Source organism: Micromonospora sp. RHAY321 (assembly GCF_023896955.1).
In the GTDB taxonomy this organism is placed as follows: domain Bacteria; phylum Actinomycetota; class Actinomycetes; order Mycobacteriales; family Micromonosporaceae; genus Micromonospora.
Genome location: NZ_JAMHIW010000003.1, coordinates 278,259 through 300,159, shown reverse-complemented (window position 1 = coordinate 300,159; position 21,901 = coordinate 278,259). Strand labels below are relative to the sequence as shown.

General features: G+C 72.0%; 19 protein-coding genes. 10 read left to right on the top strand and 9 right to left on the bottom strand.

What is annotated here, in order from left to right:
• Window positions 1-4: 4 nt before the first annotated feature.
• From M8C17_RS09465 to M8C17_RS09445, 5 genes are all read right to left on the bottom strand, one after another.
• The gene (locus tag M8C17_RS09465; protein ID WP_252416029.1) at window positions 5-463 is read right to left on the bottom strand and encodes a YbaB/EbfC family nucleoid-associated protein; all 459 of its coding nucleotides are present in this window, start codon (window positions 461-463) and stop codon (window positions 5-7) included.
• A gap of 153 nt (window positions 464-616) precedes the next feature.
• Window positions 617-1,747 (bottom strand): CaiB/BaiF CoA-transferase family protein, encoded by a 1,131-nt coding sequence (locus M8C17_RS09460; RefSeq protein WP_252416028.1) that lies wholly within the window; start codon window positions 1,745-1,747, stop codon window positions 617-619.
• Window positions 1,744-3,900, bottom strand: a complete 2,157-nt coding sequence (locus M8C17_RS09455) for a 3-hydroxyacyl-CoA dehydrogenase NAD-binding domain-containing protein (RefSeq protein ID WP_252416027.1) — start codon at window positions 3,898-3,900, stop codon at window positions 1,744-1,746. The genes M8C17_RS09460 and M8C17_RS09455 overlap by 4 nt, the downstream gene beginning before the upstream one ends.
• Window positions 3,901-3,914: 14 nt before the next feature.
• Window positions 3,915-5,129, bottom strand: a complete 1,215-nt coding sequence (locus M8C17_RS09450; protein WP_252416026.1) for an acetyl-CoA C-acetyltransferase — start codon at window positions 5,127-5,129, stop codon at window positions 3,915-3,917.
• A complete protein-coding gene (locus M8C17_RS09445; RefSeq protein ID WP_252416025.1) occupies window positions 5,119-6,285 on the bottom strand; it encodes an acyl-CoA dehydrogenase family protein in 1,167 nt (388 codons plus the stop codon). The genes M8C17_RS09450 and M8C17_RS09445 overlap by 11 nt, the downstream gene beginning before the upstream one ends.
• A gap of 186 nt (window positions 6,286-6,471) precedes the next feature.
• Between M8C17_RS09445 and M8C17_RS09440 the strand changes: the two genes are divergently transcribed.
• The gene (locus tag M8C17_RS09440) at window positions 6,472-7,116 is read left to right on the top strand and encodes a TetR/AcrR family transcriptional regulator (RefSeq protein ID WP_252416024.1); all 645 of its coding nucleotides are present in this window, start codon (window positions 6,472-6,474) and stop codon (window positions 7,114-7,116) included.
• A gap of 10 nt (window positions 7,117-7,126) precedes the next feature.
• On the opposite strand, the gene M8C17_RS09435 is transcribed toward M8C17_RS09440, so the two are convergent.
• On the bottom strand, window positions 7,127-7,930 hold the full coding sequence (locus tag M8C17_RS09435) for a zf-HC2 domain-containing protein (RefSeq protein ID WP_252416023.1): 804 nt from the start codon (window positions 7,928-7,930) through the stop codon (window positions 7,127-7,129).
• A gap of 72 nt (window positions 7,931-8,002) precedes the next feature.
• Here M8C17_RS09435 and M8C17_RS09430 point away from each other — a divergent pair, with 72 nt between their 5' ends.
• From M8C17_RS09430 to M8C17_RS09395, 8 genes are all read left to right on the top strand, one after another.
• Window positions 8,003-9,043, top strand: coding sequence for a TRM11 family methyltransferase (locus M8C17_RS09430; RefSeq protein ID WP_252416022.1), 1,041 nt, complete (start codon window positions 8,003-8,005; stop codon window positions 9,041-9,043).
• A gap of 330 nt (window positions 9,044-9,373) precedes the next feature.
• Window positions 9,374-9,463 carry a K(+)-transporting ATPase subunit F gene (gene kdpF / locus M8C17_RS09425; RefSeq protein WP_036390805.1) on the top strand — a complete coding sequence of 30 codons (90 nt, stop codon included), beginning with the start codon at window positions 9,374-9,376 and terminating at the stop codon, window positions 9,461-9,463.
• The gene (kdpA, locus tag M8C17_RS09420; protein ID WP_252416021.1) at window positions 9,463-11,118 is read left to right on the top strand and encodes a potassium-transporting ATPase subunit KdpA; all 1,656 of its coding nucleotides are present in this window, start codon (window positions 9,463-9,465) and stop codon (window positions 11,116-11,118) included. The genes kdpF and kdpA overlap by 1 nt, the downstream gene beginning before the upstream one ends.
• Window positions 11,119-11,138: 20 nt before the next feature.
• Window positions 11,139-13,334 carry a potassium-transporting ATPase subunit KdpB gene (gene kdpB, locus M8C17_RS09415; protein ID WP_252416020.1) on the top strand — a complete coding sequence of 732 codons (2,196 nt, stop codon included), beginning with the start codon at window positions 11,139-11,141 and terminating at the stop codon, window positions 13,332-13,334.
• A complete protein-coding gene (locus tag M8C17_RS09410) occupies window positions 13,334-14,215 on the top strand; it encodes a potassium-transporting ATPase subunit C (RefSeq protein ID WP_252416019.1) in 882 nt (293 codons plus the stop codon). The genes kdpB and M8C17_RS09410 overlap by 1 nt, the downstream gene beginning before the upstream one ends.
• A 72-nt stretch (window positions 14,216-14,287) precedes the next feature.
• Entirely contained in the window at window positions 14,288-16,840 is a 2,553-nt protein-coding gene (locus tag M8C17_RS09405) for a DUF4118 domain-containing protein (protein WP_252416018.1), read from the top strand.
• Window positions 16,837-17,517, top strand: a complete 681-nt coding sequence (locus M8C17_RS09400; RefSeq protein WP_252416017.1) for a response regulator — start codon at window positions 16,837-16,839, stop codon at window positions 17,515-17,517. The genes M8C17_RS09405 and M8C17_RS09400 overlap by 4 nt, the downstream gene beginning before the upstream one ends.
• 102 nt (window positions 17,518-17,619) lie before the next feature.
• Window positions 17,620-19,629, top strand: coding sequence for an FAD-dependent oxidoreductase (locus tag M8C17_RS09395; protein ID WP_252416016.1), 2,010 nt, complete (start codon window positions 17,620-17,622; stop codon window positions 19,627-19,629).
• On the opposite strand, the gene M8C17_RS09390 is transcribed toward M8C17_RS09395, so the two are convergent.
• Window positions 19,530-19,880: an SAV_915 family protein gene (locus M8C17_RS09390; RefSeq protein ID WP_252416015.1), complete on the bottom strand. Its 351-nt coding sequence runs from the start codon at window positions 19,878-19,880 to the stop codon at window positions 19,530-19,532. The genes M8C17_RS09395 and M8C17_RS09390 overlap by 100 nt on opposite strands.
• A 100-nt stretch (window positions 19,881-19,980) precedes the next feature.
• Window positions 19,981-20,391 carry a hypothetical protein gene (locus M8C17_RS09385; RefSeq protein WP_252416014.1) on the bottom strand — a complete coding sequence of 137 codons (411 nt, stop codon included), beginning with the start codon at window positions 20,389-20,391 and terminating at the stop codon, window positions 19,981-19,983.
• Between the two features lie 163 nt (window positions 20,392-20,554).
• Between M8C17_RS09385 and M8C17_RS09380 the strand changes: the two genes are divergently transcribed.
• Window positions 20,555-21,310 (top strand): dienelactone hydrolase family protein, encoded by a 756-nt coding sequence (locus tag M8C17_RS09380; RefSeq protein WP_252416013.1) that lies wholly within the window; start codon window positions 20,555-20,557, stop codon window positions 21,308-21,310.
• A 21-nt stretch (window positions 21,311-21,331) separates the two neighbouring features.
• On the opposite strand, the gene M8C17_RS09375 is transcribed toward M8C17_RS09380, so the two are convergent.
• A complete protein-coding gene (locus M8C17_RS09375; protein WP_252416012.1) occupies window positions 21,332-21,850 on the bottom strand; it encodes a DUF421 domain-containing protein in 519 nt (172 codons plus the stop codon).
• Window positions 21,851-21,901 lie beyond the last annotated feature (51 nt).

Genomic DNA, 21,901 nt, shown 5'->3' with positions numbered 1-21,901 from the left:
AAGCTCAGCGTCGATCCATCCGGCGGGTGACCGCGTCCAGGTCGCCGATCATCTGCTCGAACCCGCGGAACGCGTCCGCCGAGACACGTTCGAGCTGCCGGGTCAGGGCCGCGCTGTCGGCGCCGGCGGCGGCCGTCAGCTCGGCGCGCCGGGCGCGCTCGTTGGCCTGTGCCGCCCTGACCGCCTCCAGGACGTACTCGGCGATCGCGCTGGTGCCGGCGCGGGACAGGCTCGCGTCGATCACCAGAGTCTCCAGGCCGCCGAAGGCGGACACCTCGGCCTGGACGAGACCGTCACCGCCGGTGCCCCGCCCCACCATCTGCTCGGCAACCGGCACGGCGGGTTCGCTCTGCTCGTCGGCCCCGCCCGGCTGTGCCACCGCGGAACCCGTGGCCTGGCTCAGCAGGCGCATCGCCTCTTCCAGCGAGCGACTCAGGCCCGACGGATCGATCCCGCTCGCCATGTTCGTCCCCCTACGACTCGCAGTCCTCTTCCCGGGTGAGCGACAGTACCAACGCGGCACCCGCCGTCGCGGCCCTCGAAGTCCTGCGTGGATCGAATCGACGGCCGTCGCGCCTCGAATGGGGTGGCGGGTGGCGGCCGTCCCCGCTGCGGGTCACTGCCAGTCGGTGAGGATCGTGTCGACCGGCAGGACGTCCCGCTCCGGGTCCGGCGCCGGGGCTGGTCGGCCGGTGGGTGTCCGGTCGAAGCGGGGCGCCGGGGCCGGCTGGATCTCGCCGCCCACGTCGACGAAGGTGCCTCGGGCGGCGTTGTGCGGATGCCGGTGTGCCTCGCGGGGGGCGAGCACCGGCGCGACGCAGGCGTCCAGGTCGGCGAAGACGGCCGTCCACTCGTCCCGGCTCCGTTCGGCGAAGCGCTCGGTGAACCGCCGGCGCAGCTCGTCCCAGCCGCTCGGGTCGTACTGGGCGGGCAGGTCCGGCTCGTCGGCGAGGCCGAGGCCGGTCAGCAGCACGGCGTAGAAGGCCGGTTCCATCGCGCCGACGGCCATGAAGCCACCGTCGGCCGTGCGGTACGTGTCGTAGAACGGCGCACCGCCGTCGAACATGTTGCCCCCACGCGGGGCGGCCCACAGGCCGGTGCCGAGCAGCCCGTGCAGGAACGAGGTGAGCAGCGCGGAACCGTCCACCATCGCCGCGTCGACGACCTGACCGGCACCGGAGCGTTCCCGTTCCAACAGCGCGGCCAGCACTCCCACGGCGAGCAGCATTCCGCCCCCGCCGAAGTCGCCGAGCAGGTTCATCGGCGCGTACGGGCGTTCGCCGGCGCGGCCCAGGGGCTCCAGCGCACCGGCGACCGCGATGTAGTCGATGTCGTGCCCGGCCCGGTGTGCCAGCGGCCCGTCCTGACCCCAGCCGGTCATCCGCGCGTACACCAGCCGGGGGTTGCGGGCGCGGCAGATCTCCGGCCCGAAACCCAGCCGCTCGGCCACGCCCGGCCGGTACGCCTCGACCAGCACGTCCGCCCGGTCGACCAGGCGCAGCAGGTCGGCCACCCCGGTCGGGGACTTCAGGTCCAGCGTGGTGACCCGCCGGCCGCGCTGCAACGGACCGCCGGTCGGCGCGGCCAACCGCCCCGCACCCGGGCCACCCGGCCGGTCCACCCGCACCACGTCCGCGCCGAGGTCGGCGAGGACCATGCAGCCGAACGGCGCGGGGGCCAGGCTGGCCAGCTCGACCACGCGTACCCCGGCCAGCGGCCCGACGCGCGCCGGCTCGTCGGCCGTCACGCGGCGCTCGCCGGCTCGGTGGTGCGGGGGGCGAGCCGGTCGGCGAGGTCGGCGGGGGGCGTGAACCGGTCGCCGTAACGGGCGGCCAGCTCGGTGGCGCGGGCCGCGAACCCGGCCGGACCGCCCGCGTACTGCCGGACGTAGCGGATCACCCCGCCGGTCCAGGCCGGGAAGCCGATGCCGAAGATCGAGCCGATGTTCGCGTCGGTCTCGGTGCGCAGCACCCCCTCGTCCAGGCAGCGCAGCGCGTCGAGGGCCTCGGCGAAGAGCATCCGCTCCTGCAGGTCGGTGAACGGCACCGCGCGGCCCGCGTCGGTGACCAGGTCGGCCAAACCGGTCCACAGTCGGCCCCGGGTGCCGTCGTCGTAGGAGTAGAACCCGCGCCCGGCGGCACGCCCCGTCCGGTCGTACGCGTCGACCAGCTCGTCCACCAGCCGGTGCGCGGGCAGCGGCAGGAAGCCCTCGCCGGCGGCCTCGAACTGCCGGCGGATCCGCTGGATCAGGGTGAGGCTCACCTCGTCGGCCAGCGCGAGCGGCCCGGTAGGGTAGCCGGCCTGCAGGGCGGCCTGCTCCACCGACGCGGCCGGCACACCCTCGGCGACCATGCCGACCGCCTCGTCGATGAACCGGCCGATGACCCGGCTGGTGAAGAAGCCCCGGCCGTCGTTGACCACGATCGGGGTCTTGCCGATCCGCCGACCCAGGTCGAACGCCCTTGCCAGCGCGGCGTCGCTGGTCTGTTCTCCGACCACGATCTCCAGCAGCGGCATCCGGTCCACGGGGGAGAAGAAGTGCATGCCGATGAAATTGGCCGGCCGGTCCACCCCGGCGGCCAGCCCGGTGATCGGCAGGGTGGAGGTGTTGGAGGCGAGCAGCGCGTCCGGCGCCAGCACCGGCAGCACCTCGGCGAAGACGGTCCGCTTGAGGTCCGGGTCCTCGAAGACCGCCTCGATCACCGCGTCGCAGCCGGCCAGCGCGTCCACCTGGTCGGTGGTGGTGATCCGGTCGAGCACGGCCCGGGCGTCCGCCTCCGTCGCGCGGCCCTTGCGGACCTTGCGGGCCAGCAGCCGCTGGGCGTGCTCCCGTGCCCGGCCCGCGGCGTCCGGCGAGACGTCCCTGACCACCACATCCAGACCGGCGCTGGCGCAGGCGTACGCGATGCCCGCGCCCATCATGCCGGCGCCGAGCACCGCCACCCGGCGCACCGGCGCCACGTCCACTCCTGACGGTCGGGCGGCACCGCCGTTGACGGCCTTCAGGTCGAAGAAGAACGCCCCGATCATGTTCTTGGCGACCTGGCCGGTGAGCAGGCCGATCAGGTGCCGGGTCTCCACGGTGAACGCGGTCTCCAGGTCGACCTGGGCACCCTCGACGGCGGTGGCCAGGATCGCCTCCGGCGCGGGCAGCCGGGCACCCTTGAGCTGCTTGCGCAGGGTCGCCGGGAAGGCCGGCAGCTGAGCGGCCAGTGACCGGCTGGCCGGGGTGCCCCCGGGCATCCGGTAGTCCGGCCGGTCCCACGGCTGGCTCGGGCGCGGGTTGGCGGAGATCCACGCCCGGGCCCGGTCCAGCAGCTCCGTCGGGGTGGCCACCACCTCGTCGACCAGTCCGGCGGCCAGGGCGTCGGTCGGGCGCATCCGCCGGCCGGTGAGCAGCACCGTGGTCAGCGCCCCGGCAAGGCCGAGCATCCGTACGGTCCGGGTGACGCCGCCGGCGCCGGGTAGCAGGCCCAGGGTCACCTCGGGCAGGCCGAGGCGACTGCCGGGCGCGTCCAGCGCGATCCGGTGGTGGCAGGCGAGTGCGATCTCCAGGCCGCCTCCGAGCGCCGAGCCGTTGACCGCGGCGACCACCGGCCGGCCGAGCGTCTCCAGACGGCGCAGGTCCCGTTTGATGGTGCCGAGCAGCTCGACCAGCGCGGGAGCGTCCTCGCGGGTCGCGCGGGCCATCTCCGGCAGGTCGCCGCCGGCGAAGAAGGTGGACTTCGCGCTGGTCACGATGACACCGGTCAGCTCGTCGCGCTCGGCTTCCAGCCGATCGAGTACGGCACTCATCGACGCGGCGTACGCCCGGTTCATGGTGTTGGCGGACTGGTCGGGGTCGTCCAGGGTGAGCGTGACGATGCCGTCGGCGCCGCGGTCGTACCGGATGTGGGTCATGGTCGTCCTCCGGGTCAGCAGCGCTCGAGAACGGTGGCGACGCCCATGCCGCCGCCGATGCAGAGGGTCACCACGGCGCGGCTCAGGTCGCGCCGCTCCAACTCGTCCAACGCGGTGCCGAGCAGCATGGCGCCGGTGGCGCCGAGCGGGTGGCCGAGAGCGATCGCGCCGCCGTTGACATTCACCCGGTCCGGGTCCAGGCCCAGGTCGCGGACGTACTTGAGCACCACCGCGGCGAACGCCTCGTTGATCTCGAACAGGTCGATGTCGGCGAGGGTCAGCCCTGCGACGGCGAGGGCCTTGTGGGTGGCGGGGATCGGGCCGGTCAGCATCAATGTCGGGTCGGCACCGGTGACCGCCGCGCCGACGATGCGGGCGCGCGGGGTGAGGCCGAGGTCCCGGCCGACGTCGGCCGAGCCGATCAGTACCAGCGCGGCGCCGTCCACGATGCCGGACGAGTTGCCGGCGTGGTGGACGTGCTCGATCGCCTCCAGCCAGTGGAACTTCTGCAACGCGACGGCGTCGAACCCGGCGGCCTCGCCCATGGTGGCGAAGGACGGGGTGAGCCGGGCCAGCGCCTCCCGGGTGGTCTCCGGGCGGGGGTGCTCGTCCACCGTGAGGATGTCCAGCCCGTTCCCGTCGCGGACCGGCACCACCGAGCGGGCGAAGTGCCCGCCGGCCCACGCCTTGGCGGCCCGCTCCTGCGAGCGCAGGGCGTAGCCGTCCACGTCGTCGCGGGTGAACCCCTCCAGTGTGGCGATGAGGTCGGCGCTGACGCCCTGCGGCACGAACGAGGTGGCCAGCGCGGTCTGCGGGTCGGTGGCCCAGGCCGCGCCGTCGGAGCCCATCGGCACCCGGGACATCGACTCGACCCCGCCGGCCAGCAGCAGGTGTTCCCAGCCGGAGCGGATCCGCGCGGCGGCGGAGTTGACCGCCTCCAGCCCGGAGGCGCAGAACCGGTTGAGCTGCACCCCGCCCACCTCGTCGGGCAGCCCGGCCAGCAGTGCCGCCGCGCGTGCCAGGTCGCCGCCCTGCTCGCCCACCGGGGTGACGATGCCGAGCAGCAGGTCCTCCAGCCGGTTGACGTCCAGGCCGGGGTTGCGCTCCCGCAGCGCGTCGATCAGGCCGACCACCAGGGAGATCGGCTTGACCCCGTGCAGCGCACCGGTGTCCCGGCCGCGTCCGCGCGGGGTGCGGACCGCGTCATAGACGTACGCCTCAGAGGGCACGGGCGATCAGCTCCTTCATGATCTCGTTGGTGCCGCCGTAGATCTTCTGGACGCGGGCGTCGGCGTACATCCGGGCGATCGGGTACTCGGTGGTGTAGCCGTAGCCGCCGAAGAGTTGCAGGCACCGGTCGACGACCTCGCACTGCCCGTCGGTGAGCCACGACTTCGCCATCGCCGCGGTGGCCACGTCCAGGTCGCCGCGCGTGTGCCGGACGATGCAGTCGTCCAGGAAGACCCGGCTGACCCGGGTGCGGGTGGCGCACTCCGCGAGCACCATCCGGGTGTTCTGGTGGCCCATCAGCGGCTTGCCGAAGGCGGTGCGCTCCTTGGCGTACGCGACGGTCAGCTCGACCGCCCGTTCCATGGCGGCGACCGCGCCGACGCCGATCACCAGCCGTTCCTGCGGGAGTTGCTGCATGAGCTGGATGAAACCCAGTCCTTCGGCCCCGCCGAGCAGGTTGGCCGCCGGCACCCGGAACTCGTCGAAGAACAGCTCGGCCGTGTCGTTGGCGTGCAGCCCGATCTTGGACAGCAGTCGGCCCCGGCGGAAGCCCTCCGGGTCGTCGCCCACCTCGCAGACCAGCAACGAGACACCGGCCGCCCGCTGCTCGGGGTCGGTCTTCACGGCCACGATGATGAGGTCGGCCAGACCGCCGTTGGTGATGAACGTCTTCGCGCCGGTGACCAGGTAGTCGTCGCCGTCGCGGACCGCCCGCGTGCGCATCGCCTGGAGGTCCGAGCCGCCGTCCGGCTCGGTCATCGCGATCGCGCCGACCAGCTCACCGCTGCACAGGCCGGGCAGCCAGCGCCGCTTCTGCTCCTCGCTGCCGTACGCCACAAGGTAGCCGGTGACGATGCCACTGTGGACGGCCAGTCCGAGGCTGCTCTCCCCGGTGTACGCCTGCTCGTGCAGCATCACCGCCTCGTGGGTGAACCCGCCGCCACCACCGCCGTACTCCTCCGGGACGGACAGGCCGAGCAGGCCAAGCTCCCCGGCGCGCCGGTAGTGCTCGCGGTCCGGGTGGCCCTGCGCCAGCAGGCGTTCGGCGTGCGGCAGCACCTCCTTGGTGAAGAAGGTGCGCGCCAGGTCGGCCAGGTCGTCGTGCTCCGGTTCGCGCCAGGGCGAGGGGGGACCGTCGGATGGGAGCGTCGGCATGTGCACCACCCTGGCGCTCTGTTGACGGCATGTCAATAAGTCTCGATCAACAGCCATGGCATCGCTTCCCGTTCGTTCGCCGGTCACCTCGTCCCGCACGGGGTCGCAGGTCGACGCCCCTGTCCGGGTCCTCTGTCGGCGCCCGAACCTGGGCCGCGACGGTGAGCTGCCGATAGGGTCGGGCAGATGAGTGTCGAGACCGCGCCGCGCCGCCGCCGGCTGGAGCCGGATGCCCGGCGTGGGCAGATCCTTGCCTGCGCGGTCCGGCTGTTCGGCGAGCGCGCGTACCCGGACGTCTCGACCACCGACATCGCGCGGGAGGCCGGCGTCGCGCGCGGCCTGGTCAACCACTACTTCGGCACCAAGAAGGACCTCTACCTGGAGGTCGTCCGGGTCATGGTGACCATCCCCGAGGTCGCCCTGGAGCGACTGCCCAAGGGTGATCTACGGACCCGGGTCGACGCCAGCGTCACCTGGTTTCTCGACGTGGTGTCCCGGCACAGCACCTCCTGGCTGGCGGCCGTCACCGCGCGGGGGATGGGCGGCGACGCCGACGTGGAGCGGGTGCTCGCCGAGGCCGAGGAGGTGGCCGCGGACCGGATGCTGGTCGCCGTCGGCCTGGCCGACGAGGCGGAGCACCGCGAGGAGCTGCGCGGCATGGTCCGGGCGTACGGCGGGCTGGCCACGTCGACCGCCCGCGAGTGGCTCCAGCGTGGCGCGCTGACCCGCGCCCAGGTGCACGTGCTGCTCACCACCACCCTGCTGACCATCGTCGAACAGGTCATCCCGCAGGTCATCGCCGGCGACGGCACGAGTCGGCCGCAGGGCTGAGGGAGCCCGCTCAGGCGGCGCGGCGGTTGCCGGCAGGACCGGTACGCGCTGCCGGGGCGTGGCGATCGGCGGCCTGCGCCGGGTGGGGCTCGGAACGGACCACCCGCAGAGGCGGGTCGACCTCGTCGGCGCGGAACCGCCAGCGCGACGGCATCGACTGCCGCTGTGGAGCGGGGCCTCCGGGACGCAGGCCGGGCCGGGACAGCAGCACGGTGATCAGATAGCCGACCACCAGGAACCCGTGGCTGACCAGCCGTTCCCCGCTCACCGTCCCGGTGGCCAGGTCGTTGACCGAGAGCAGCAGCAGAGTGCCGACGAACGCGCTGAGCATCGGCAGCAGGCCGGCCGGCGGGCTGCGGCGTACCGCCACGAAGAGGAAGCCGGCACCCACCGCCACGTTCCAGGCGGCCGACTCGTGCCACAGGTGCTGGCCGGCCGGGTGCAGGTGATCGGAGGCCGCGCCCCGGCCCACCTGAGCCAGGCCGAGAACCAGCTGCACGGCGCCGAGCAGGCCGAGCGCCGCGCGCAGCCCGACGACCAGCCGGCTGCGCTGGGCCGCCCCCGGCCGCCACCGCCACCGTGACCGGCGGGCCGGCGGCGCGGTAGCGACGGCCGCGAGGATCATCTCGGTCCGGTCGGGCGGTTCGGTGACCAACCGGGTACGCGCCCGGCGCGTCACCGCGGCCGCCGCCGTGAACCAGCCTCGGCACTCGGCGCACCCGTCGAGGTGCCCCTGCGCCGCCGCCCGTTCCTCGGCGGTCTCCTCGCCGTCCAACTGCGCCGACAGGACCTCCCGCCACTGCTCACACCCCATGTACGGGTAGTCGGTCCGGCCGCCACTCCGGTTCCCGGCGGCAGCGGCCGGTTGTGGAATACTCGGCCGATCATGAACCGCTACGGCCTGCTCATCCTGCCCTCCACCAACCGGGTGTACGCCCGCTCCGCCATCGACCTCACCCGGGCCGAGCTGGAGATCTTCGGTCGGTCCGCGCTCGACGGCCGGATCGGCGAGCTGGACACGACGACCGTCGGTGGGGCCACCTACCTCACCTTCGCGGGCGACGGGCTGACCGAGCGGGATCTGGGCGTCCTGGGCAATCTTTCGGCCGGGTACGCGCTGTTCGAGATCGTCGGCGAGCTGCTGCGGCCTATCGAGTGGAGCCGGTTGGACCGCTACGACGACGACCTGATCACCATTCAGAAGTACCCGGGCAAGACCAACGAGCAGTTCACCAAGCTGCTGCTCAACGTCACGCTGCTCGCCTCGGACTGGGCCGCCGAGATGACCAGCCGCCGGTTTCGGGTGCTCGACCCGCTCTGTGGTCGGGGCACCACCCTGAACCAGGCGCTGATGTACGGCTTCGACGCCGCCGGGATCGAGCGTGACCAGAAGGACGTCGAGGCGTACCGGGCGTTCGTCACTACGTGGCTGAAGCAGAAGCGGATCAAGCACCGGGTGCTGGAGTCGGGGCCGGTGCGTCGGGAGCGCAAGGTGGTCGGCCGGCGGGTACGGATCGAGCTGGCGCCGACCCGCGAGGAGCACAAGGCCGGCAACCTGCAACTGCTGGACGTGGTCAACGCCGACACCACGCGGGCCGGGGAGTTCTTCCGGCCGGAGACCGTCGACCTGGTCGTCGCGGACGCCCCGTACGGCGTCCAGCACGGCAGTCGTACCGCTGGGCAGGGGTTGGCCCGCGACCCGCTGGCGTTGCTCGCGGACGCCGTGCCGGTCTGGGCCCGGTTGTTGCGCCCCGGCGGCGCGCTCGGGATCTCCTGGAACACCCACGTCGCCAGCCGGGACGACGCGGCGGCGGCGTTGGCCGACGCCGGCCTGACCGTGGTCGACTCCGAGCCCTACCGCGCGCTGCGGCACCGGGTGGACCAGTCGATCATGCGGGACGTGCTGGTGGCCCGCCGCCCGGCCTAGCGCCTCCACCCGTACCACTCCGCGGCAGCCAACCCAGCCGGGTCGCCGACGGTCATTTCCGCGTGCCCTCAGCCCTGCTCTGTGCCGCGTTTCACCTGTTCAGGGGCAGGTGTGAAAACCACGTCAAGAAAAGGTTCGCCGCCGTCATGGTCGCGTTATGACCCCTGTCGCTGGCTGGGTGACGGGGCTTTGATTGCCCGGCGCGACCGGGAGGCGGTCGCGACGAACCTTTCCGGTATGAGGAGTCAGCGTGTCTGACGTGGTGTTCGTGATCCTGACGGTGGCGCTGTTCGCAGTGCTCGCCCTGGTGGTCCGGGCGGTGGAGAAGCTGTGAACGCGGTCAATGCCGTCGGCCTGGTGCTCGCGATCGTCCTGGGCGCGTTCCTGGTGTTCGCCCTGTTGTTTCCGGAGCGCTTCTGATGACCATGACGACAGCGGGCGTCATCTTCGTGTTGACGCTGATGGCGGCCCTGGTAGCCGTCTACAAGCCGTTCGGCGACTACATGTTCCGGGCGGTCTCCGGCACCCGGCAGTCCCGGGTCGAGCGGGGAATCTTCCGCCTGGTCGGGGTCAATCCGGCCGCCGAGCAGACCTGGGGTGTGTACGCCCGCAGCGTGCTGGCGTTCTCCGCGGTCTCGATCCTGTTCCTCTACCTGTTCCAGCGGGTGCAGAACCACCTCTGGCTGTCGCTGGGCTTCGACCCGGTCGTGCCGCACGGCGCGTGGAACACCGCCGTCTCCTTCGTGACCAACACCAACTGGCAGTCGTACTCGGGTGAGTCGACCATGGGTCACCTGGTGCAGATGGCCGGCCTGGCGGTGCAGAACTTCGTCTCCGCGGCGGTCGGCATCGCGGTGGCGGTCGCGCTGGTGCGTGGCTTCGCCCGCAGCCGTACCGGGCAGTTGGGCAACTTCTGGGTCGACCTGACCCGGATCACGCTGCGGATCCTGCTGCCGATCGCGGTGCTCGGCGCCCTCGCGCTGATGCTCGGCGGGGTGGTGCAGAACCTTTCCGCCGGCACCGACGTGACGACGCTGACCGGCGGCTCGCAGACCATCACCGGTGGTCCGGTCGCCAGCCAGGAAGTGATCAAGGAGCTGGGTACCAACGGTGGCGGCTTCTACAACGTCAACAGCGCCCACCCGTTCGAGAACCCGACCACGTGGACGAACTGGCTGCAGATCTTCCTGATCTTCCTGATCCCGTTCAGCATGCCCCGGGTCTTCGGCCGGATGGTCGGGCAGAACCGGCAGGGCTACGCCATCGCCGCGGTGATGGGGATCCTGGCGTTCGCCAGTGTGGTCATCACCAACATCTTCGAGCTGACCGGGCACGGCACCGTGCCGCAGGCGGTCGGCGCCGCCCTGGAGGGCAAGGAGGTGCGGTTCGACGTGTCGAACTCGGCCACCTTCGCCGCCGCCACGACGCTGACCTCGACCGGGGCGGTGAACTCGTTCCACGACTCGTTCACCCCGCTCGGCGGCATGATGACGATGGTCAACATGATGCTCGGCGAGGTCGCCCCGGGCGGTACGGGTTCCGGTCTCTACGGCCTGCTCATCCTCGCGGTGATCACCGTCTTCGTGGCCGGCCTGATGGTCGGCCGGACCCCGGAGTACCTGGGCAAGAAGATCGGCTCGCGAGAGATCAAGTTCGCCTCGCTCTACTTCCTGATCACGCCGATCCTGGTGCTCGTCGGTACGGCCGCCGCGTTCGCCACCGGCAACAACTCCACCGCGCTCAACGTCGGGCCGCACGGCCTCTCCGAGGTGCTCTACGCGTTCACCTCGGCCAGCAACAACAACGGCTCCGCCTTCGGCGGAATCACGGTCAACACCACCTGGTGGGACACCGCGCTCGGGTTGTGCATGCTGTTCGGCCGATTCCTCCCGATCATCTTCGTGCTCGCGTTGGCCGGCTCACTGGCCCGCCAGGCACCCACCCCCGCGTCCGAGGGCACCCTGCCGACCCACCGACCGCTGTTCATCGGCATGGTCGTCGGCGTCACGGTGGTCCTCGTCGCGCTGACCTTCCTGCCCGCACTCGCGCTCGGCCCGCTGGCAGAAGGGCTCTGACCACCATGAGGAACGAGGACATGTCCGTCACGTCCGCCCCAACAGAGCAACTCCCCGGTACCCCAGCCACCCACGGCAACCGGGTCGGTGGGGGACTGCTCGACCCCCAGCAGCTGATCCGGTCCCTGCCGGACGCCCTGCGCAAGCTCAACCCGACCACCCTGTGGCGCAACCCGGTGATGCTGATCGTGGAGGTCGGAGCGGCCTTCACCACCGTCCTGGCGGTGACCGACCCGTCGGTGTTCGCCTGGGCGATCACCGTCTGGCTCTGGCTGACCGTGCTCTTCGCCAACCTGGCCGAGGCGGTCGCCGAGGGCCGGGGCAAGGCCCAGGCCGCCGCGTTGCGGCAGGCCAAGCAGGACACCATCGCCACCCGGCTGATCGGCTGGACGCCGGGTGCCCGGGCCAACGCCTACACCGACGAGGCGGTGCCGGCGCCGCAACTGCGCCAGGGCGACATCGTGCTGGTCGAGGCCGGCGGCATCATCCCCGGTGACGGCGACATCGTCGAGGGCATCGCCAGCGTCGACGAGTCGGCCATCACCGGCGAGTCGGCCCCGGTCATCCGGGAGTCCGGCGGCGACCGCAGCGCGGTCACGGGTGGCACGAAGGTGCTCTCCGACCGGATCATCGTGAAGATCACCCAGAAGCCGGGGGAGAGCTTCATCGACCGGATGATCGCCCTTGTCGAGGGTGCCAACCGGCAGAAGACGCCGAACGAGATCGCGCTGAACATCCTGCTCGCCGCGCTCACGATCATCTTCCTGCTGGCCGTGGTCACCCTCCAGCCGCTGGCCATCTTCTCCAAGGCGTACCAGGCCGCGGCGCCCGACAGCGGTGCGATCACCGACGCCGGTGTCAGCGGGATCGTGCTGATCTCGCTGCTGGTGTGTCTCATCCCCACCACGATCGGCGCGTTGCTCTCCGCCATCGGCATCGCCGGTATGGACCGGCTCGTGCAGCGCAACGTGCTGGCCATGAGCGGCCGGGCCGTCGAGGCGGCCGGTGACGTGAACACGCTCCTGCTGGACAAGACCGGCACCATCACACTGGGCAATCGGCAGGCCGCCGAGTTCGTACCCGTCGAAGGGGTCACCGCCGCGACCCTGGCCGACGCCGCACAACTGTCCAGCCTCGCCGACGAGACCCCCGAGGGGCGCTCGGTGGTGGTGCTGGCGAAGAACGAGTTCGGGCTGCGCGAGCGCGAGCCCGGCGTGATGCCGCACGCCACCTTCGTGCCGTTCACCGCGCAGACGCGGATGAGCGGCGTCGATATGACCCCGGACGCCAGCGTGGACGGCGGCGCGGTCGACACGGCACGCCGGGTCCGCAAGGGCGCAGCCGCCGCCGTGATGAAGTGGGTACGGGAGAACGGCGGGCACCCGACCGAGCAGGTCGGCGAGATCGTGGACGCCATCAGTGGCACCGGCGGCACCCCGCTGGTCGTCGCCGAGCACGTCGACGGCGAACCGGCCCGTGCGCTCGGCGTCATCCACCTCAAGGACGTCGTCAAGTCCGGCATGCGGGAGCGCTTCGACGAGATGCGCCGGATGGGCATCCGGACCGTGATGATCACCGGCGACAACCCGCGTACCGCGAAGGCGATCGCGGACGAGGCCGGGGTGGACGACTTCCTGGCCGAGGCGACGCCGGAGGACAAGCTCGCGCTGATCAAGCGGGAGCAGGAGGGTGGCCGGCTGGTCGCGATGACCGGCGACGGCACCAACGACGCTCCGGCGCTCGCGCAGGCCGACGTCGGCGTGGCGATGAACACCGGCACGTCGGCCGCCAAGGAGGCCGGCAACATGGTCGACCTCGATTCCGACCCGACCAAGCTGATCGAGATCGTGGAGATCGGCAAGCAGTTGCTGATCACCCGTGGTGCCCTGACGACGTTCAGCATCTCCAACGACATCGCGAAATATTTCGCGATCATCCCGGCCATGTTCGCCGGCCTCTACCCGAGCCTGGACGCGCTGAACATCATGCGGCTGTCCAGCCCGGAGTCGGCGATCCTGGCCGCCGTCATCTTCAACGCCCTGGTGATCATCGCGCTGATCCCGCTCGCCCTTCGCGGCGTGCGGTACCGGCCGGCGGCCGCGTCGAAGCTGCTCAGCCGCAACCTGTTGCTGTACGGACTGGGCGGCATCATCGTGCCGTTCATCGGGATCAAGATCATCGACCTGCTCATCCAGTTCATCCCGGGGATTTCGTGATGCGCCTACCCACCTGGCTCGCCCAACACCTCGCCGCCCTGCGCGCCCTGCTCGTCTTCACGGTGCTGCTCGGGCTGGTCTACCCGCTGGCCCTGGTCGCCGTCGGCCAATTGCCCGGCCTCAACCACAAGGCCGACGGCTCGCTGATCGACGCCGGCGGCACGACGGTCGGCAGCGCGCTGATCGGCCAGTCCTTCACCGACGCCGACGGCAACCCCGTCCCGCGGTACTTCCAGTCCCGCCCGTCCGCCGCCGGCGACGGCTACGACCCGACCTCCACCTCGGCCAGCAACCTGGGACCGGAGAGCGTGGTCGACACCATCGCCACCGATCCGGAGGAGTCCAGCGAGAGCCTGCTCACCCAGGTGTGCGGGCGAAGCAGGGAGGTCGGCGAGCTCAACGGCGTCGACGGCCGACGCCCCTACTGCACCGACGACGGTGTGGGCGCCGTGCTCGCCGTCTTCCGCGCCGACGGTCTGACCGGCCCGGTCACCCGGGTGGTCAGTGTCAACCAGGCCGCCCCGGCCACTCCGTTCGTCACCGAGTACCAGGGTGTCGCGGTGGAGCCGGCCCAGCCCGGCGAGGACTACGTGGCCGCCGGCGGGGTGGTCACCCCGATCCGCGGCGACGCGCCCGCGGAGCCGGCCGTGCCCGCCGACGCGGTCACCGCCAGCGGCAGCGGCCTCGACCCGCAGATCAGCCCGGCGTACGCCGAGTTGCAGGTGAACCGGGTCGTGCGCGAGCGCGGCGCGGACCCGGCGGCGGTCCGCAAGTTGGTCAGGGAGCACACCGACGGGCGCGGGCTCGGCTTCATGGGCGAGCCGGGGGTCAACGTGCTGGAGCTGAACATCGCCCTCGACAAGCAGTTCGCCGCACGCTGAGCGCACCTCGGGCGGGGCCGTGCCATCCGGGCGCGGCCCCGCCCGCCGATCTGACCAGGGAGGATGGTCCCCGTGCCACGCGGAGAACTGCGCATCTATCTCGGGGCCGCCCCCGGCGTCGGTAAGACGTACGCCATGTTGGAGGAGGCCCAGCGGCGGGCCGCGCGCGGCGCAGACGTGGTGATCGGTTTCGTCGAGACCCACGGCCGCCAGCACACCGCGGCCATGCTCGGCGACCTGGAGCAGGTGCCTCGCCGCACGATGACCTACCGCGGCGTCGAGTTCACCGAGATGGACCTGGACGCGGTGCTGGCCCGCCGGCCGGAGATCGCGGTGGTCGACGAGCTGGCGCACACCAACGTGCCCGGATCCCGGCACGACAAGCGCTGGCAGGACGTCCAGGAGCTGCTCGACGCGGGGATCGACGTGCTGTCCACGGTCAACGTGCAGCACCTGGAATCGGTCAACGACGTAGTCGCCCAGATCACCGGCACCACCCAGCGGGAGACCCTGCCGGACGAGATCGTCCGCGCGGCCGAGCAGGTCGAGCTGGTCGACATGACGCCCGAGGCGCTGCGCCGGCGGATGGCGCACGGCAACATCTACCGCCCCGACAAGATCGACGCCGCGCTGGGCAACTACTTCCGGGTCGGCAACCTCACCGCGCTGCGCGAGCTGGCGCTGCTCTGGCTGGCCGACAAGGTCGACGAGCAGCTCGACCGGTACCGCAGCCAGCAGGGCATCGCCGCCACCTGGGAGGCCCGGGAGCGGGTCGTGGTGGCACTGACCGGTGGCCCGGAGGGCGAGACGCTGATCCGGCGCGCGGCCCGGGTCGCGGCCCGCAGCAAGGGCGCCGACCTGCTCGCCGTGCACGTGGCGCGCAGCGACGGCCTGGCCGGCGCCGACCCGGCGCAACTGGCCCGCCAGCGGGTGCTGGTCGAGAGTCTGGGCGGCACATACCACCAGGTGCTCGGCACCGACGTGCCGGCCGCGCTGCTGGACTTCGCCCAGGGGGTGAACGCCACCCAGTTGGTGCTCGGCGCCAGCCGGCGGGGCCGCCTCGCGCAGATCTTCGCCCGGGGCGTCGGGGTGACCACCACCGCGCTCTCCGGGTCGATCGACGTGCACCTGGTCACCCACAAGCAGGCCGGCAAGGGTCGCCGGGCGGCGGCGGTGCCGGCGGCCCTGTCCCGGCGCCGGCGGCTGCTCGGGTTCGCCCTGGCCGTGCTCGGCATGCCACTGCTCACCCTGCTGCTGAGGACGCTGCCCGACCTGACGCTGACCAACGACATCCTGCTCTTCCTCGCCGGGGTCGTCGGCGTCGCGCTGGTCGGCGGGCTCTGGCCGGCCCTGGTCGCCGCGCTCGGCGGCTCACTGCTGCTCAACTGGTTCTTCACCCCGCCGTACCGCACGTTGACCATCGCCGAGGCGGACAACCTGCTCGCCCTGGCCGTCTTCGTCGGCGTGGCGCTGGCGGTGAGCTGGATCGTCGACGTGGCGGCCCGGCGTACCCGGGAGGCCGCGCGGGCCGCCGCCGACGCGCAGACCCTCGCCGCCGTGGCCGGTGGTGTGCTGCGCGGCGAACGTCCCCTGCCCGCCCTGTTGGATCAGCTCCGGGAGACCTTCGGGCTGCGCGCGGTGAGCGTGCTGGAGTTGGCCGAGGAGGCCAGTGGGCGCCCGGAGCGGGCCCGCGAGGAGCACGCCTGGTGTGTGGTGGCCAGCGTCGGCGAGCGTCCGGCCTGCACGCCCGACGAGGGCGAGACGGCGGTGCCGGTCGACGAACGGATCACCGTCGTGCTCAGCGGCCGCCGGCTGGAGGCCGCCGACCGGCGGATCGTCGAGGCGTTCGCCGCTCAGGCCGCCGTCGCGCTGCGCCAGGAACGGCTCGCCGAGGAGGCGGCCACCGCCCGGCCCCTCGCCGCGGCGGACCGGATGCGTACCGCGCTGCTCGCCGCGGTCAGCCACGACCTGCGTACCCCGCTGGCCTCGGCGAAGGCGGCCGTGACCAGTCTGCGCAGCCACGACATCGAGTTCGACGAGCAGGACCGCGAGGAGCTGCTGGAGACCGCCGAGGAGTCGCTGGACCGGCTCGCGCGGCTGGTCGGCAACCTGCTGGACATGAGTCGGCTCCAGGCCGGCGTCCTGGGCATCGCGGCGACCGCGGTCGGCCTGGAGGACGCCGTACCCCGGGCGCTGGACGAGATCGGGCCACCCGCCGCCGCCGTCGGCACCGACATCCCGGCCGATCTGCCCGCCGCCACCGCCGACCCGGGCCTGCTGGAACGGGTCCTGGTCAACGTCATCGCGAACGCGCTGCGCTACAGCCCGCCGGAGCAGCCGCCCACGGTCACCGCGAGCGCCCACGCCGGCCAGGTGGAGCTGCGGATCATCGACCGTGGACCGGGCATCCCGGAGGACCAGTGGGAGCACGTCTTCCTGCCGTTCCAGCGCCTCGGCGACCGGGACAACCAGACCGGCGTCGGCCTCGGGCTTGCCCTGTCCCGGGGTCTGGCCGAGGCGATGGGTGGCAGCATCACCCCCGAGACCACCCCCGGCGGTGGGCTCACGATGGTGCTGCGGCTGCCCGCCGCCACGCAGAGCAGCTCGGAAGGGCCGCAGGAATGACCCGCATCCTGGTCGTCGACGACGAGCCGCAGATCCTGCGTGCCCTGCGGATCAACCTGCGCGCCCGCCGGTACGACGTGGACGTCGCCGGCACCGGAGCCGCCGCGCTGAAGGCCGCCGCCAGCCACCCACCCGATCTGGTGGTGCTCGACCTCGGCCTTCCGGACATCGACGGGGTGGAGGTCATCCGCGGCCTGCGCGGCTGGACGGACGTACCGATCATCGTGCTCTCCGGGCGGGCCGGCAGCGAGGACAAGGTCGCCGCACTCGACGCCGGCGCGGACGACTACGTCACCAAGCCGTTCGGGGTGGAGGAACTGCTGGCCCGCATCCGGGCGGTCACCCGGCGCCTCGGCACGCCCAGCGAGGCGGTGCCCGCGCTGCGGATCGGCCAGCACACCGTCGACCTGGCCGACCACAGCGTGCGGCGGGACGACGGCACCGAGGTCAAGCTGACCCCCACCCAGTGGAGTGTGCTGGAGAAGCTGCTGCGCCACCCCGGCAAGCTGGTCAGCCAGCGTCAGCTCCTCCAGGACGTGTGGGGCCCGGAGTACCAGAACGAGACCAACTACCTGCGCCAGTACCTGGCGCAGCTCCGGCGCAAGCTGGAGGACGACCCGGCACGCCCCCGGCACCTCATCACCGAGCCGGGAATGGGTTACCGCTACCGCCCCTGACCCGTTGACACCTGTCGGCAGAGATTGAAGAATTTCGTTCGCAGCGGCAGCGGCGTGCTTCTGTAACCGTCCCCCTCACCGGTTACCCCTCGGGAGCCCGCCGTGTCCCTGCCCCTGTCCCGCCGCCGCCTGCTGACCGCCGGCGGTGCCGGCCTCGTCCTGGCCGGTCTCGCCGACCCGTTCCGTGCCGGCCCCGCCCTCGCCGCCGTCACCACCGCCGACCTGGTCGTCTACGGCGCCACCTCCGGCGGGTTGGCCGCCGCGATCACCATGCGCCGTCTCGGCCGCACCGCCGTGGTGGTCGAGCCCACCAGCCACGTCGGCGGGTTGAGCACCGCCGGGCTGGGCGCCACCGACACCGGAGTCCAGGCGTCCATCGGCGGCCTGGCCGCCGAGTTCTACCGCCGGGTGTACGTCAAGTACCACGGCGGAACCCTCACGCCGACCTCGCCGCTGCGGATGACGTTCGAACCGCACGTCGCCGCCGACGTCTTCGCCGACCTGCTGGCCGAGGCGGGCGTCCCGGTGGTCGTCAACGCCCGGCTGTCCGGCCTCGGCCGCAGCGGCAACCGCATCACCGAGCTGCGCACCGAGGACGGGTCGATCTACCGCGGTGGCGTGTTCGTCGACGCCACCTACGAGGGTGACCTGCTGGCCATGGCCGGGGTGGGGTTCACCGTCGGACGGGAGTCCAACGACACCTACGGCGAGACGATCAACGGGGTGCAGTCCCGCAACACCCACCAGTTCGCCTACCCGGTCGACCCGTACGTGACGGCCGGTTCGCCCGCCAGCGGTCTGCTGCCGGGAATCTCCGCCACGCCGCTCGCCCCGCAGGGCAGCGGTGACGACCGGATCCAGGCGTACTGCTTCCGGATGTGCCTGACCCAGGCGTCCAACCGGATCCGGTTCGCCAGGCCGACCGGCTACGACCCGATCCGGTACGAGCTGCTGTTGCGGCACATCCAGGCCGGCTACACCGGGCCGTACTTCACCACCCACTCCATCGGCGGCGGCAAGACCGACTCCAACAACAACGGGGCGGTCTCCACCGACCACATCGGCTTCAACCACTCGTACCCGACGGCGAGCTGGGCGGCGCGGGAGGGCATCATCGCCGAGCACCGCACCTACCAGCAGGGGCTGATGTGGTTCCTGGCCAACGACCCCCGCCTGCCGGCGTCGGTACGCGACTCGACCGCCCGGTGGGGGCTGCCGGTCGACGAGTTCACCACCACGGGTGGATGGCCGCCGATGCTCTACATCCGTGAGGCACGCCGGATGGTCTCCGCCTATGTGATGACCGAGGCCGACTGCCGGGGCCGGGTACGCGCCGCCGACTCCGTCGGGCTGGCCAGCTACACGATGGACTCGCACAACTGCCAGCGGGTGGTGGTCGACGGCCGGGTGCGCAACGAGGGGGACGTGCAGATCGGGGTGCCCGCGCCGTACCCGGTGAGCTATCGCGCGATCGTGCCGCACCAGGCCCAGTGCCCGAACCTGCTGGTGCCGGTCTGTCTCTCGGCGAGCCACATCGCGTACGGCTCGATCCGGATGGAACCGGTGTTCATGATCCTCGGGCAGGCCGCCGCCACCGCCGCGTCGCTGGCGCTGACCGGGAACGTCGCCGTGCAGGCGGTGTCCGTACCCGCCCTGCAGGGTCGGCTGCGTCAGGACGGCGCGGTGCTGGACTGGGCGCCCGCCGGTGAGGTGATCCTGGACAACGCGGCGGCCAGCGGGATCACCCGGGCCGGGACGTGGTTGCGCAGCACCAGCATCGGCGGCTACTACGGCCCCGACTACGAGCACGATGGCAACACCGCCAAGGGCGTCAACCGGCTGCGGTTCCGTCCGACGCTGCCGGCCGCCGGGTCGTGGACCGTGCAGTTGCGCTGGACCGCCGATCCGAACCGCGCGACGAACGTGCCGGTGGACATCGCGTACTCCGGAGGGTTGATCACTCGGACGGTCAACCAGCGACAGTCCGGGGGCCAGTGGGTGCCGCTGGGCACCTACCCCTTCACGGCGGGCAGCGACGGAAGCGTGCTGATCCGTACCGAGGACACCGACGGCCACGTGGTCGCGGACGCGGTGCGCTTCGTCTGTGCCTGACCGAGGGCGGGTGCCGGGTCGACCCGCGCGAGTGGCGGCGCCACCAGCAGCGGGTCGACCTGGATCACGTCGATGCCGAGCGGGCGCAGCATGCCGCGCAGTGCCGACTCGCACAGCTCCTCCCACGGCTGCTCGGCACCCATGGCGGCGACCAGCAGCTCGGGTCGCGTGAAGGCGATGCCCAGCCGCACCCCCTGCGGCGAACGGCCGGTCCGCACCGTCCGCACCAGCCGTCCCGGCAGATCGCGCACCGGAACGGCATAGATTTCCGGGCCCTCGTCCATGGGTTCGTCCTCTTCATTCCTGCCGCGGAGGCGACATTTGTCTGCTGTGGGGCACCCGCTGTGCGGCTCATGCGACGGACACCACCCACGCCGGGGCGTCCTTCGCGGTCCGCGGGTCCGCCGGCGAGGTCAGGTCGAGCGCCCGGAGGACGTAGTTGGCCACGGCCACCTCCACTCCGGCGCGCAGGCGTAGGTCGGCCACGGCGCGGTGCAGCACGGTCATGCTGTCGGCGGAGAGCCGCACCACGGCGTCGACATCGGCGGCGATCCACCACGCGGCGACGGCGCACGGCTCGTGCCGCAGGTACTCCACCAGGTGACTGCCCGGCGCGGACGGGCCGAGCCGAACGCTGACCAGCGCCTCGTGTCGCCGCTCCGGCTCGTCGGCCCCCGTCGCGGGCTCACCGGGGCCGCTGTCTGTATCGGTGCCGGGTGGCAGGTCTCCGCGTTCCCAGCGTGTCATCCGCCAAGGACTCATGGGCCCATCGTCATCACCTGACGACGGCGGTGCACCCGTTGATACGCCGTTTCGACGGGCCACCACCAATTCTTGACGCCGCGTTCACGCGGTGCCGGCCGTGCGCGCCGACACGGCGGGTAACGTTCCGGACGGACCAAGATCGGCGTACGAGGAGGCTCCGGTGCAGACGACGACGGTGGACATCCCGACCAGTGACGGAGTGGCGGACGCGTCCCTCACCCGGCCCGACGGGGACGGCCCGTTCCCGGCGGTGCTGCTTTTCCAGGACGCCTTCGGCCCGCGTCCCCGCCTCGTGGAGATGGCCGAGCGGATCGCCGCCCGGGGCTACCTCGTGCTCACGCCCCACCTGTTCTACCGGGCCGGCCGGGCACCCCTGTTCGACCTGTCCCGACTCGGCGAGGCCGACCAGCGCGGCGCGATCTTCCAGAAGATCATGCCGTTGGTCGCCTCGCTGACGGCCGACGTGGTCGGCCGGGACACCGCCGCGTACCTCGACTTCCTGGCGGCCCGTGGGGACGTCCGGCCGGGTCCGGTCGTGATCACCGGCTACTGCATGGGCGGTACGAACGCGCTGCGGGCCATCGAGGCGCACCCGGACCGGATCGCCGCGGTGGCCAGCTTCCACGGCGGGCGGATCGTCACCGACGCTCCGGACAGCCCGCACCTGGGCGTGGGCTCGATCACCGGCGAGGTGTACTTCGGGCACGCCGACGAGGACCAGTCGATGACGCCCGAGCAGATCGCGACGCTGGAGAAGGCGCTCGACGCGGCCGGTGTGCGCTACCGCTCCGAGGTGTACGCGGGCGCGCACCACGGCTTCACCATGGCCGACTCGGCCGTCTACGACGAGCGGGCCACCGAACGACACTGGGCCGCCCTGTTCGACCTGCTGGACCGGACCCTGCCGGCGAGCTGAGGAAACCCGTCCGGGCGGTCGTCAGCCCGGCGAGCTGCCGCCGGTGCCGGACCGGCCGGGCGTCCGGGTGGTGACACTGAACCGACCGTCGGACTCCATCCGCACCTCGTGGACGTCCCCGAGACTGCTGATGCCCTGCTCCCTGAGCTGGGTGTGCAGTTCCTCGTCGGTGATCAGCTCCCGACGCATGTTGCGCCGCAGGATCCGCCCGTCGCGCACCAGCACCAGCGACCCGGGCCGGATCAGCCGGGCGGCGACCGACCAGCGGTAGGCGACGGCGTTCAGCACGTACGACCAGCCGATGATGACCGCGACCAGCAGCACCCCGTCGGTGATCGTGGTGTACCCGCCCGACATGCCGTTCTGGGCGGCGTCCGCGAGCAGCACGATCACCAGCAGGTCGGTGACGCCGGTGGTGCCGCTCTCCCGCTTGAGGATGACCCGCAACAGGGCGAAGAGCGCCAGGTACATGACGCTTCCCCGGACCACGATCTCCAACAGCGGGGTGTCCGGGACGAACAGCTTCTCCCAGTCGGCCACCTGAGGGGCTACCCGCCGGTCGCCCCACCATGCCTGCCGGCCCGCGCCACG

Bases quoted from the DNA above. Each gene is read 5' to 3' on its own strand.
- M8C17_RS09465 (WP_252416029.1), bottom strand. From the start codon at position 463: ATGGCGAGCGGGATCGATCCGTCGGGCCTGAGTCGCTCGCTGGAAGAG.
- M8C17_RS09455 (WP_252416027.1), bottom strand. From the start codon at position 3,900: ATGACCCACATCCGGTACGACCGCGGCGCCGACGGCATCGTCACGCTC.
- M8C17_RS09445 (WP_252416025.1), bottom strand. From the start codon at position 6,285: ATGCCGACGCTCCCATCCGACGGTCCCCCCTCGCCCTGGCGCGAACCG.
- M8C17_RS09440 (WP_252416024.1), top strand. From the start codon at position 6,472: ATGAGTGTCGAGACCGCGCCGCGCCGCCGCCGGCTGGAGCCGGATGCC.
- M8C17_RS09435 (WP_252416023.1), bottom strand. From the start codon at position 7,930: ATGGGGTGTGAGCAGTGGCGGGAGGTCCTGTCGGCGCAGTTGGACGGC.
- M8C17_RS09430 (WP_252416022.1), top strand. From the start codon at position 8,003: ATGAACCGCTACGGCCTGCTCATCCTGCCCTCCACCAACCGGGTGTAC.
- kdpA (WP_252416021.1), top strand. From the start codon at position 9,463: ATGACCATGACGACAGCGGGCGTCATCTTCGTGTTGACGCTGATGGCG.
- kdpB (WP_252416020.1), top strand. From the start codon at position 11,139: ATGTCCGTCACGTCCGCCCCAACAGAGCAACTCCCCGGTACCCCAGCC.
- M8C17_RS09410 (WP_252416019.1), top strand. From the start codon at position 13,334: ATGCGCCTACCCACCTGGCTCGCCCAACACCTCGCCGCCCTGCGCGCC.
- M8C17_RS09400 (WP_252416017.1), top strand. From the start codon at position 16,837: ATGACCCGCATCCTGGTCGTCGACGACGAGCCGCAGATCCTGCGTGCC.
- M8C17_RS09385 (WP_252416014.1), bottom strand. From the start codon at position 20,391: ATGAGTCCTTGGCGGATGACACGCTGGGAACGCGGAGACCTGCCACCC.